This window comes from Spirosoma pollinicola, assembly GCF_002831565.1.
GTDB lineage: Bacteria > Bacteroidota > Bacteroidia > Cytophagales > Spirosomataceae > Spirosoma > Spirosoma pollinicola.
This window is the reverse complement of the sequence record NZ_CP025096.1, coordinates 623,927-635,592: the sequence shown is the minus strand read 5'-3', so window position 1 is coordinate 635,592 and position 11,666 is coordinate 623,927. Positions and strand designations below refer to the sequence as shown.

At 49.0% G+C, this 11,666-nt stretch carries 9 protein-coding genes and 1 pseudogene; 3 read left to right on the top strand and 7 right to left on the bottom strand.

Annotated features, from left to right (window positions below):
- Positions 1-4 precede the first annotated feature (4 nt).
- Positions 5-1,720 carry a GMC oxidoreductase gene (locus CWM47_RS02710; RefSeq protein WP_100986244.1) on the top strand — a complete coding sequence of 572 codons (1,716 nt, stop codon included), beginning with the start codon at positions 5-7 and terminating at the stop codon, positions 1,718-1,720.
- A 120-nt stretch (positions 1,721-1,840) separates the two neighbouring features.
- Here the strand turns inward: CWM47_RS02710 and CWM47_RS02705 are convergent, their stop codons facing one another.
- Positions 1,841-3,370, bottom strand: coding sequence for a hypothetical protein (locus CWM47_RS02705; protein ID WP_100986243.1), 1,530 nt, complete (start codon positions 3,368-3,370; stop codon positions 1,841-1,843).
- A gap of 210 nt (positions 3,371-3,580) precedes the next feature.
- Positions 3,581-5,275 (bottom strand): TolB family protein, encoded by a 1,695-nt coding sequence (locus tag CWM47_RS02700; RefSeq protein ID WP_100986242.1) that lies wholly within the window; start codon positions 5,273-5,275, stop codon positions 3,581-3,583.
- Positions 5,276-5,902: 627 nt separating this feature from the next.
- On the opposite strand from CWM47_RS02700, the gene CWM47_RS02695 reads away from it, so the two are divergent.
- A complete protein-coding gene (locus CWM47_RS02695) occupies positions 5,903-6,697 on the top strand; it encodes an NUDIX hydrolase (protein ID WP_100993705.1) in 795 nt (264 codons plus the stop codon).
- Between the two features lie 98 nt (positions 6,698-6,795).
- On the opposite strand, the gene CWM47_RS02690 is transcribed toward CWM47_RS02695, so the two are convergent.
- The 4 genes and pseudogenes from CWM47_RS02690 to CWM47_RS02675 all read right to left on the bottom strand — a co-directional run bounded on the left by CWM47_RS02690 (position 6,796) and on the right by CWM47_RS02675 (position 9,643).
- A complete protein-coding gene (locus CWM47_RS02690; RefSeq protein WP_100986241.1) occupies positions 6,796-7,212 on the bottom strand; it encodes a metallophosphoesterase in 417 nt (138 codons plus the stop codon).
- Between the two features lie 18 nt (positions 7,213-7,230).
- A pseudogene (locus tag CWM47_RS02685) lies at positions 7,231-7,434 on the bottom strand (IS3 family transposase); the annotation flags it as partial.
- Positions 7,435-7,882: 448 nt separating this feature from the next.
- Positions 7,883-8,563, bottom strand: coding sequence for an NADPH-dependent F420 reductase (locus CWM47_RS02680; RefSeq protein WP_100986239.1), 681 nt, complete (start codon positions 8,561-8,563; stop codon positions 7,883-7,885).
- A 30-nt stretch (positions 8,564-8,593) separates the two neighbouring features.
- The gene (locus tag CWM47_RS02675) at positions 8,594-9,643 is read right to left on the bottom strand and encodes an NtaA/DmoA family FMN-dependent monooxygenase (protein ID WP_262512038.1); all 1,050 of its coding nucleotides are present in this window, start codon (positions 9,641-9,643) and stop codon (positions 8,594-8,596) included.
- Positions 9,644-9,758: 115 nt separating this feature from the next.
- Here CWM47_RS02675 and CWM47_RS02670 point away from each other — a divergent pair, with 115 nt between their 5' ends.
- Positions 9,759-10,127, top strand: a complete 369-nt coding sequence (locus CWM47_RS02670) for a winged helix-turn-helix transcriptional regulator (RefSeq protein WP_317046710.1) — start codon at positions 9,759-9,761, stop codon at positions 10,125-10,127.
- A gap of 230 nt (positions 10,128-10,357) precedes the next feature.
- On the opposite strand, the gene CWM47_RS02665 is transcribed toward CWM47_RS02670, so the two are convergent.
- The gene (locus tag CWM47_RS02665; protein WP_100986237.1) at positions 10,358-11,632 is read right to left on the bottom strand and encodes a flavin-containing monooxygenase; all 1,275 of its coding nucleotides are present in this window, start codon (positions 11,630-11,632) and stop codon (positions 10,358-10,360) included.
- Positions 11,633-11,666 lie beyond the last annotated feature (34 nt).

The window sequence follows — 11,666 nt, the reverse complement described above, 5'->3', positions numbered from 1 at the left end:
TCGCATGAATCTGACCGAAAGACTGAACCACTACGACGCCATTGTCATTGGCTCGGGCATCAGCGGTGGCTGGGCAGCTAAAGAGTTAACGCAGAAAGGCTTGCGGACGCTGGTACTGGAACGCGGACGACCCGTTGAGCACGTCAAGGACTATCCCACCACCCTGTCTAGCCCCTGGGAAATGACTCACCGGGGCCGCTACCCGCTCGATGTGCTGGAAAAAAGCCCAACACAGGCTAAGGTTAGCTATGCGTTCAATGAGTATTCCGGTCAGTTTTTTGTGAAAGATGTCGACCATCCCTACCAGCAAACCAAACCGTTCGACTGGATTCGGGGCTATCAGGTGGGCGGCAAATCGCTGAGCTGGGCCCGGTGGACACAGCGTTGGGCTCCATTTAATTTTGAGGATAACCTCAAAGACGGTCACGGCGTCGACTGGCCGATTCGGTATGCTGATCTGGCTCCCTGGTATAGCTACGTCGAGAAATTTGCGGGGATCAGCGGCAACCGAGACGGCCTGTCTACCCTGCCCGATGGTGAATTTCTGCCGCCTTTCGAGATGAACTGTATCGAGAAAAGTGTGCGCGACGCCTGGAAAAAAACCTATGCCGACCGCCATCTGATCATCAGTCGCACGGCTAACCTGAGTAAGGCGCAACCCCACCATCTGGCCCTAGGCCGGGCCGATTGCCAATCGCGCAACTGGTGCGGCCGGGGCTGTTTGTACGGGGCTTATTTCAGCAGCAACTCAGCCACCTTACCCGTTGCGGCAGCTACCGGCAAACTGACCATCCGGCCTTTTTCGGTTGTGCATTCTATCATTTATGATGATGTGAAAAAACGGGCTACCGGCGTTCGGGTCATCGACACCAACACCAAAGAAGTAACGGAGTATTACGCCAACATCATCTTTCTGAATGCCGCTACGCTCAACTCCACACTGGTTCTGATGAACTCTATCTCCAGCCGGTTTCCAAACGGTTTGGGTAACGACAGTGGCGTACTGGGCCATTACCTGATGGATCATAATTACCGGGGCCGGGTGGCTGGCGTGTACGAGGGCCACGACCTGGACGACCGCTACTACTACGGCCGCCGACCAACCGGCACCTACGTACCCAGATTCCGCAATGTACTCGCCGACAAACAGACCGACTTTGTGCGGGGCTATGCTTTCGCCTGCGGAGGAGGCCGGTCGGGCTGGGAGCGCGGAAGCTGGACAGAGGGGTTTGGCTCCGATTTCAAAGAGTCTTTAACCCAGCCGGGCGGATGGTCGTTCAGCATGACGGCGATGGGCGAGATGCTGCCCCGTTTCGAAAATCATGTAAAACTTAACACCGACAAAAAAGATCAGTGGGGTATGCCAACGCTCGACATCGACTGCGCCTGGGGCGACAACGAAGACCGGATGACACGCGACGCCATTGCTCAGGCTAAACTGATGATGGAAGCGGCCGGTATACGGGTTACAGCCGCTATTGACAACCACCAGGCTCCGGGTCTGGCCATTCACGAAATGGGCACCGCCCGCATGGGTCGCGACCCCAAAACGTCGATGCTCAACCAATGGAATCAATTGCACACCGTCAAAAATGTATTCGTGACCGATGGGGCGAGTATGGCCTCCTCGGCTTGTCAGAACCCGTCGCTGACTTACATGGCCCTAACGGCCCGCGCGGCCGATTATGCCGTTCGGCAACTAAAGGCGGGTAAGCTGTGAATCGTTGGGTGTATTTAAAGAAAGTTACAAAAATCGTTACAACTAAGGCGGATGCTACGGATTGTAGTTGACAGTTATTAAAACAGGCCGTCCAATTAAACGCCCTTGGGTTTACGTTTTCTACTTGCTAAATTCAAGAAACAGGATGCTATGAGCGGGTAAGTTCACTTGCCCTTTTTTTAGGGGTTTACCCTGAATAGGCGGTACATTATCCGTAGCGGTCAGTTTCAATTCTGTACCATTAAGTTTTACTTTTTTGGTCAGCAATTCATCGGCGGTGAGTAAGTATTGCAGGGCGTCGGCAGGGATAGTAACCGAAGTGACTTTCTCATTCGTATTTAGAATCAGGACACTTTTGCCAGTAGACCACTTTTTTGAGTTATGGACAAACAGATCAACACCAGGCTCTAGCTGTTCTCCGTCAAATACCTGGCTTCCCATAAGTTTATTCCAGAGTAAAGCCGCCCAATAGTTCGGTCGTGGATTATGGGTATCCTGATCCAACAAGGCATATTCGCTTCGGGCCAACGTGTTGTGCATCACGACCTGCACGCCTTTTTTAGCCAGGCGGCCCAGTTGCTCCAGATACCGAAAACTATCAATGTACGTTACTGCCCAGGGGTTGCCTCCACAGGCGGTTTCGGCCGTTTCGGTGAGCCAGATAGGGGCTCCTGGATTATATTTATCTCTGGCCCGTTGGTAAAAATCGAGCCCTTTTTCGGTTTTACTCAGCCAGTCTGCGGTCAGGGCCAATTCTGGTTTCTGACCACCCAAACAACGTTTGGATACGGTGCCATAATAGTGATACGTAAAGACGTCGAAGGTAGGTTTGGGTGAAGGTGACAATAAGGCATCTACCGAAAGATCCAGGCCCGAAGGAAGGATGCCCCCTTCCCCCGTAGAACCTGGGCCAATAATAGTCATGTTAGGAGCAGCCTTAGCTACGAAGGATTTAAAGAGAGCGAACTCCTGAGCAAACTGGGCGCCAGTATAGCCCTTTGGAGCATCGCCATGTGAGGCATGGGAGGGCTCATTAAAAAATTCAGCCGCACTGATTTCACCACCCATTGCTTTGGTGTACTCTAAAATGGCTTTTACCTGCTTAGGCTGCCAGGTTCCGCTTTCATCCCGCATGCCATCACTAATGGGAAATGAACTCACTAATTTGCCATCGACAGCCTTGCAAAAATCAACCACACCTTTCCACTGTTGCCGGGTAAGTATGTTTTTGAAGCCGGTCGGTGGACTACTCAATGCAGGCTCATCGTTGTTCTGGAAATAAACACCATTGGCCCAGGTACCACTCACTCGTATGTAGGTAGGACCCAGGGCTGATGCCAGTTTCCGAAGTTTTTTTTCATACAGGTTAATGGGGTCAATTTTCCATTTCAGGGCTGCAAATCCAGTTTTAGTAGACTGCTTTTTTACTGAATCGACCAGCTCATACGGTATCCAGAAGTCGCCACCGATTACCTCACACATTTCGACATTGAACGATTGATACCGCTCATCTACGTTACCGATACGTTTCATCGCTTTCAAATCGATCGCGTTTTGTTTTACCCCCACTTGCGCAAGGGTATTCTTATCCTGAGCCGTGCTGACAAGACTGACAAATGACAACAAATAAACAAGCAATAGTTTGTTCATAAAAAACAGATCGTTATTGTTTTGATAAGCCTACGTTTAACTGGGTAGTCAACCGAAACACTTCTGTCAGGTGAAGGTCAAACCTGGTAGCCGCTTGTCAGTCACGAGGGGAGTAGTCGAGCCCGGGTATGCCTGGACGTGGTACGCTGAATACTACTCTTTCCAACCTGGGGGTAGACCGTACACAGGGGCTATTGTCAGCGTACGAACCTACCGAAGTACACCCGGTACACCGGTCGGAATGCCACGAGACAGGTCAACCTCAACGTTGTGTTTACCAAGTTCTGCCTGAATCGTCCCGGATGACGTGCTGGTTACGCTGAACCTTACGTTTTGGGCTTTTAAAAACCCGGTTTGCTTGCCGCTGACGTTTATATCAGCGTCCCAGGATACAGGCTTAGTATACCCCCCTGTACCGACTGTTGATGACTCGGTACCATTTAAAATATAAACACCATCATCCGTAAAGTCAACGTATCTAATGACTCGTCGAGGTTCATCGGATGACCCCTGTGCTGGTTTTACTGTGCTGATTTCAGCATAACCAGCGACTTTTCCTTTCAGAATTCCCTGTTCCGGGTAGGTTGGGGTGATCCATTTAAAATCCTTCAGGTCAGGTGCCCAGTTGATAACAGGTACAACTGGGGTTAAGGGTTTTGTGGGCTTTCTGGATGTAAATCGAAGCATACGAAGCCGCCCGGTTGATTCGCCCTCTTTTACGGTTTTAGGATCTTTTTGTTCCCAAAAAATGCCATGTGTACTGGACGGGTGCCAGGCAAAATTTCCCAAATGATGATAAAGCGTAAAATCATCTTTGTCGGTCATCAGATTTATGCCCGTATAGCCTTCTTCAGGTAACCTGGCTCGGTCGCCATATTTGTCCACCATGGTAAGCCCGTAAAAGCGTGTTGCCTTAGGATTGCCTTCATGCTCTGCATTTCGCTGCATGGCAACACCGGCTGCTTGCGGCAATCCGGCAATAAGGGGTCGAGGAATTAGACCAAAAGCATCCATGCGAGTGGTGTGCCTATGGGTTTGAAAAATGACCCAGTTGCCATCGGGTGAGGGATAGGTACCTTCGTCATAGCTGAAATGTTTCGTGAGACGAGTCACCTTGCCATTGGTAAGGTCAATCTTGGCTAAGTCGTAGTTATTACCTTCAAACAGGGCGAGATCAATGAGCGACTTTCCGCCGTCAGCAAAACTTTTCACTTCTCCGGCTCCATCTATTTTGGGTCTGAATGCCGAAAAATCAAATCCATCCGAGCCCCCTGCAACCACCTTTCCGTTGTGCAATTCATAGTGGTCGCCTTTGCCGTCTGATACTCTCGTTAGTTCACTGACTAATACAATATATCCTTTCGTGGTTATTATTCCCGATGCCACATGGATGCCATCGGGCGACATATTGGTGGCAATATGCATAACCATAGTGGCTTGTGGGATAGCCGGATAAACCAATGGAAGAATACGAGCCTGTTGACAATTAACGATAGACGGGCTGCATTCCAATATACCATCCGGTGTATACACGCGTTTCCCATCCGGTAGTGGCACCGGCATTTCCCCGCCAATCTCTTCCTTCAATTCACACGTCAGACATTTGAAATCGCTTCCGTCTTCGTTCATGACGGCGATATCCCCCTTTTTTTTACCCGCAAAATGGACCTCCGCGATGATATGCTTCCCGTCCGGGAGATAATTGACCAAGTCACTTTCAACCACATTCGTTGGTAAGGGTATTGTTGAAACGGTAAACGGTTCCGGCCTGGGTGGAGAAGGAAGTTTGGGAATAATCGAATAATTCTGGCTCTGGTTAGTAACAGTCTGGCTAAAACCAACGGTGTTGGCCCAGAGAAGTGCAGCAGCAAGATATACACCTATTAAGCAACTGGCCATTTTCATGATTCTCGTTCTAATGAATTGATTTACATTTTTTAAAAATTGCAAAGGAGCGATTTCTTCCTATTCGTCATTACGATGGCTACTTGAGCACGACCGCACCGATTAACCCGGCTGACATAAGATAGATAGCCACAGATGCGCTGGTAAGACACTGAAAACAAAAGACTTAAATCTCGTATTCATGAGGATTTTCAAATTCTATATCAAAAGTAAAAGAAATAATTGTTATTGTGTAAGTAAGTACACAATAATTTTTTTGCAATTGTATACCTTTGCCGTACAATCAATGTGTATATACTTACACATTGATTGTACGGCAAAGTAGTTGGCGAAATTGGCTGCTAGTTTATCTCGCCTTAGTAAGTTATAAGTTATCTGAGTTAACAGAGGCCCGTTTGATCGCTGTACAGGGTAGGCATGTCCGTTTCGAATGAGTGTTTTACAGGATCGATTTCACACTTGACTGAAAGCCTACCGCAGCGGTCTATTGTCTATGGTTTCGCTGGACGCAGAAACGAACCAAATGAAGGGACCAGAAGATGATGTATGCAAAGTAACCATAACTTTGTACCGGCGAGAACGCTCAGCTTTACCGATGTAATCCTTCTAATTGATGCTCCGTTAAGTATGCCCACAACCCAACCGTTACCGATTCTCAGTGAGCAAAATTACATTCAGCAACTTACGATTGACTGTGTCATTTTTGGCTATCGAGCCAAACAACTAAGCGTACTGGTTCCTAAGCTTCGCTACGAAGGTGATTTCTGGGCTTTACCCAGTTGGTTTGTGTTTCAGGATGAAGATATTGATGAGGCCGCTCAACGAATCATTCGGAGCAGAACCGGAATTGAAGAAAACTATCTGGAGCAGTTTCAGGTGACGGGCAAAGCCAACCGTAACGGTAAAGCCTTTCTAGACCGGTTAATTGAGCTGAATTCTGAATTAATTGGGCCTACTGCGACGATCAATGACGGAGAGGGCCGCCGTGAGTATGAATGGTTTACCAGACGATTCGTTTCCATCGGGTATTATGCCCTTGTGGATATGAACAAGGCTATACCTCGGAAAAGTGAGCTTGATCAGTCTATTGAGTGGTATGATATCAACCAGTTACCACCCATGATTATGGATCATAACGCGATTGTGACCAAAGCGCTTGAAATGCTTCGACTCAAGCTCGATCAGGAGTTGAATGTGTTAAACCTACTTCCCGAAACCTTCACCATGAAAGAGGTGCAGGAACTTTACGAAACCATCTTAAATAAACCCTTCGAACGAGGCAACTTTCAAAAGAAAATCCTGAGTCTTAATGGATTAGAACGATTGGAGAAGAAGTATACAGGTGCTGCTCATAAAGCACCGTACTTGTATCAGCTGCCAAAACCCACTTTGTATGAAGGGTATACTACTGATTGTCATTGACAGGTATTAAAACAGACAGTCTGATTACCCCCCGTTCTGGAAGCAGATATATGAAGCCTACTTCGTATCAGGCAGGAGCGATTAATGAGCTATCAACCTTAAAACAAAAACGCTAGTAGATTGACCAAGTTTTTGAAGGCTACCAATTCAATAAGGGTGATTTCAGACGTGGTGCCAAGCCTGAACGGTGGCCCCCAAAATCCTGTCCCGGCATTTGTATACACCCACAGGCTACCCCATTTCTTTAGGCCAACGGCGAAAGGTTGAAAAAGTCGGATCAGTATAGACCAGGGAAAAAATTGACCGGCATGGGTAGGGCCCGACAGTTGCAGGTCAAAGTGAGCTTCGGCGGCTTTCGCCAGATTGGGCTGATGAGCCAGTAGGATTCGTAAATCGACCGGCGGGCTTCCGGCTAATGATTGGTCTATATCCGGACCTGCCTGCGGATCAATGTCCCTGGCGGCCGGATCAACCACTCCCGCAAAAAGTATGGAATTGGCGTTCTGGACTTGCAACAGTGTAGTGAAGATTTTTTAGGCGGCCATTGAGGAAGTGTAAAAATAAGATTCCTGCTGGCTGGGCGTGCGGTAATTTAATACCGAATGTTTCCGTCGACAGTTGTACCAACCCTCGATATACTCGAAGATGGCCAACCGAGCTGCTGCCCGCGTGGCAAAATAAGTATGGTTGACCATCTCGCACTTGAGGGTCTTGAAAAAGCTTTCGGCAACTCCATTATCCCATCGGACCGCCGACGCGGCAGTTTCCCTTCCGACTCATACTTTGCACCACCGGCAAGTCCTTTAGTCATCCTTAAAGTTTGTGCAGGCAAATTGAATGCCACGGTCGGAATGAAACAGAAGTTGGCCACTTATTGCTCTATTTGTGAGGGCCATACGCCAAGCTGCCACACTCGTCTCCAGCGCTTTCATACTATCGCTCATGGCCCAGCCGCTTAGGCGGCCCTGTCTTAATCAATGGGTCGACAGCGGTCCGCCGTGGCGGTTCGAACCTGTCCGGGGTCACCAATAAACCAACAGGCCAACTCTAACACATTGTGTTGTAGCTGGCCTGTTGCGTTTAGTCTCATTCCTAAAATCAAACCAGCGTTTCAAGAGATTGAATCGTATAGCCCGTCTTTTAGAGCTGTACGATTCAATATTCCGTGTATGGCAACTAGTCTTTCTATAGATATGGACGCGCCATGTCATCAGCCGTAGCCAGATTGTCAGCTCGTTTACGGATGTCAGCTTGTTGTAAAGCGGATGTCAACGTGCCTTTGTCCAAATCCTGACAATAAGCTGGCTCACCCGGCTGCTGTCTCCAGGACTCCGAAAGTAAACCACCATCGATGGCGTCGAAGCCTATTTCATCAATGAGCTTCATAACCGCCCATTTTTGCGGCTTATCATCACCGGCGACTGATAAGGCAATTCGATTTGGACTTCCAACAGAAACTGCTTTTGTTGCCAAACTTGGGGCAACGATATTGTTAAACGCCTTGATCACTGAGTGGCCAATCACGTTCGCTACCCACTCACTATCCGTCAAGCCAGCTTCAATAGCAGCAATTTGCCCGTCACGGGAAGGATAGTAGTTACCCGCATCCACAATAATAGCTTCCGAAACAGACAGTATGTCAATGGGAAGGTTAACGGCGGCTTTATTAGGAATGGCGATAATGACAAGATCCTTCGCGCCTGCTGCTTGGGCGGTTGTCACGGCCGTGGCACCGGTTTTCCGGCCTACTTCACCCAATGATTCAGGCCCGCGTGAATTGGCTATGAAGACCTGATGACCCAGCGCGGTTAAGTAGCCAGCCAGGATACTCCCAATGTTTCCGGATCCAATGATGCCAATTTCCATAGTTGATGTAATTTATTTACCAGGGTTGTTTTAGTGCTTCGAAACGCGAGGATCAAGGCCATACTGATCGGGAGCACCCAGATGGTGGCGTAACGTCTTGCCTTCATACTCCTGGTGGAAAAGGCCGCGCTCTTGTAAGATGGGAACTACTTCATCCACAAAGGCATCAATGCCGTCGGCATTCACGTCGGGGGAAATCCAGAAGCCATCGGCTGCACCGGCGTCAAACCAGGCCTGCATATGATCAGCCGCTTCAATGCCCGGCCCCACAATCACCGGGTGATAATCAATCACTCCGTGAGCCAATATATCCCGCAGGCTCCAGCCTTCTTTAGCAATCTTCAGTGCATGGGTGGAGCGAGGGTCATGACGAGATGGGTGGGCATTCGCCAACTGCTGTTGTGACAGCGGTTCAGTCAAGTGAGCAGCATCGAGAGAGATGCCCAGCATATGTTGCAGATAGACCACTCGTTGCGGGAACAGATGCTGCGTTAACTGAATTCGACGATCCAGGGCCGCACGCCTATCCTTCGCTATAGTAGTCATCAAACCAGGAATATACTTAATCTCATCCGGGTCACGTCCATACCGTTTGGCAGCCTCTCTAAATGCTTTCCGCTGGGCGCGGGCATCGTCGATGGTAAAGGCGGCCCCGATGACTAGACTCGCGAACCGTCCAGCCAGTTCATGGGCATTTGGACTTCCTCCGGCGTGAACGATAACCGGCTGTCCCTGCTCGGAAGGAGGGATGTAAAGCGGCCCTCTGGAGCCAACGAACTTACCTTGTAAATTGATGGGAACGATCTGCCCTCTCTTGGTAAACTGACCACTCTCCTGGTTGTGCACCCAGGCGTCCTTTCCCCAACTACCCCAAAGGGCTTGGATAAGTTGTATTACTTCATGAGCCCTGCCGTAACGGTCCTCACTGGAGGGAATGCTTATGCCGTAGTTGGCCGCAACATCTTCCCCGCTTGAGGTAATAGCATTCCAGCCGGACCGACCGTGGCTCATGATATCAAGCGCCTTGAATTGACGGGCCAGATTAAAAGGCTCATTGAAGGTAGTAGAACCGGTAGCGATTAAACCGATGTTTACCCATTCGCTTGATTTATCTATGTTGGACTAGATTGTTTTGCAAAAGTAGGTCGTTTTGCTTTCCTTTGTATAGCACTTTCCCAAAGGAAAGCGAAATAGTATGTCAAAAGTCATGGCGGTTAAGAGAGGTCATTGTAATTGTCTGGAAACGGTGAAGCCGGTTCGGGATACGTTAGAGGTGATTAATGGCAAATGGAAATTACCCATAATCATATCTGTTTCAGTTGGTAATGAGAGGTTTACAGATATTCAGGAAAGTATTCCTGGTATTACGCCGAAGGTATTGGCGAAGGAACTCAAAGAGCTAGAAGCGCATCAACTCATCAAGCGAAACGTGGTAGGGGATTACCCGGTTAAGATTTTGTATACAGCCGAGGCTTATGCCGACACGTTAACGCCCCTCATCTATGCCCTGAAGGATTGGGGATTAAACCACCGGAACAAACTGTTCACGCCGAATAAGGAGTAGGGTACCGTCTCCTTAAACGCCCCATTTAGGGAGCAGACCTACAAAGCCTGTTCGTCTCAGGTAGGAGGGTATTCTGAGACAGCGATTTTTTAAATTCTGTCTAATGCTATCCATAGCACACGATCTGGCCATTCCTAGTTCGGGTAGTCAATATTTAATGCTGGAGCAGCGCTTTTAAAACGATCCAATCTCTTTGAATGACAATGAGAAAATTCATTTGGACGTTTCGTTTACCAACTGCCAAGGAAGCTACCTTTTACAATCTGACTAACAATAAATTCGACATCGTCCTTAATCCCCAAAATTATTGCCGATTGCCGTTTCCTCAACCAGGGGAGCCCGATAAAATAAAGGCCGTCCACTGCGCCAACCCCATTTCGATGCCTGGGCAACTGCTCGTTAGTGAGTACGGACAGGGGTAGGTAGCTGAAATCACCGCTAAACCCGGTGGTCCAAATGATTGAGGTGATCGACTCCTGGACAAGATTCAGTTGCGTCAAAGCAGACGCGCAGGCGGCTTCTTCATCCGGCACATCATCCAGATCAATGTCAGCAAGCTGAGCCAACACCTCATTTTTTTGAATGTACGCGTCGATGAGCTGTTTCACATGCCGGGAAAATTCGTCAGCGTACCTGACGTTAGAGGACGAATTGGGCTGAAAAAAAATAGTATCGGCTTCGGCTCTGTCCGCCCGACCCAGTATGACGGCTCCACTTCTGGCTAGGGACTGTAAGCTCGAGGTTTTCCCACGCTGCCCAGCCCCCGACACCTGCGGGTTTTTGACCTTTAACACAGACGGGTCAGTAACCTCCTCAGTAGCCGTATTATAAAACCCAATCTCAACCAGCCAGTCAAAAATATCTTTGCCCCGGTAGCGTCTTGGTATCCGGCCAACCCGGGCCGTCGAGAGAAAAACGTGTCGCCCCGAACCCAGCAAATCCTGGGCGATCTGGGTTCCGGATTGGCCACTCCCTACCACCAACACATTTCCAGCAGGGAGTTGATGAGCATTTTTGTACTGACTGGCGTGAAGTTGCACCACCGACTTGGCCAGGTGATTAGCGAAGTCAGGAACCCAAATCCTATTTTGACCACCCGAAGCGATAACTAGCCGTCGGCTGAGATAAGCTGTCTCTTTGCCCTCCTTGGAGACAATAACCCGAAAAACACCTTGTTCCTGGTCGATAAGTACGGATACTACCGGACAGTATTCTTTAACGGGCAGATTTTCCTGGTAGGCGTAGGTTTCCAGCGCCAGCGCAAATTCAATTGCCTCAGCAAAGGCATTGGGGTCTTCAAAATAGGGCGCCTGTTGGGGAAGCAGATTTAATTTGTTAGCCGAGTTCATCTTAAAGGAATCCCACCGCTGGGAACGCCAGGTTTCCCCGATTCGTCCCTGCTCAAAGACCAGATGGGGAATACCCTGTTTGGCTAGACAATAGCTGACGCAAATCCCGGCATGCCCTGCACCAACCACAATGACATCCAGTACCGGCTTATTCATAGGCAAATCGAGTCCACGTTAACAGGGTTGGTTA

Excerpts from the sequence above, each read along its gene's own strand:
- CWM47_RS02710 (WP_100986244.1), top strand. The coding sequence starts at position 5 with ATGAATCTGACCGAAAGACTGAACCACTACGACGCCATTGTCATTGGC.
- CWM47_RS02705 (WP_100986243.1), bottom strand. The coding sequence starts at position 3,370 with ATGAACAAACTATTGCTTGTTTATTTGTTGTCATTTGTCAGTCTTGTC.
- CWM47_RS02700 (WP_100986242.1), bottom strand. The coding sequence starts at position 5,275 with ATGAAAATGGCCAGTTGCTTAATAGGTGTATATCTTGCTGCTGCACTT.
- CWM47_RS02695 (WP_100993705.1), top strand. The coding sequence starts at position 5,903 with ATGCCCACAACCCAACCGTTACCGATTCTCAGTGAGCAAAATTACATT.
- CWM47_RS02680 (WP_100986239.1), bottom strand. The coding sequence starts at position 8,563 with ATGGAAATTGGCATCATTGGATCCGGAAACATTGGGAGTATCCTGGCT.
- CWM47_RS02670 (WP_317046710.1), top strand. The coding sequence starts at position 9,759 with ATGTCAAAAGTCATGGCGGTTAAGAGAGGTCATTGTAATTGTCTGGAA.
- CWM47_RS02665 (WP_100986237.1), bottom strand. The coding sequence starts at position 11,632 with ATGAATAAGCCGGTACTGGATGTCATTGTGGTTGGTGCAGGGCATGCC.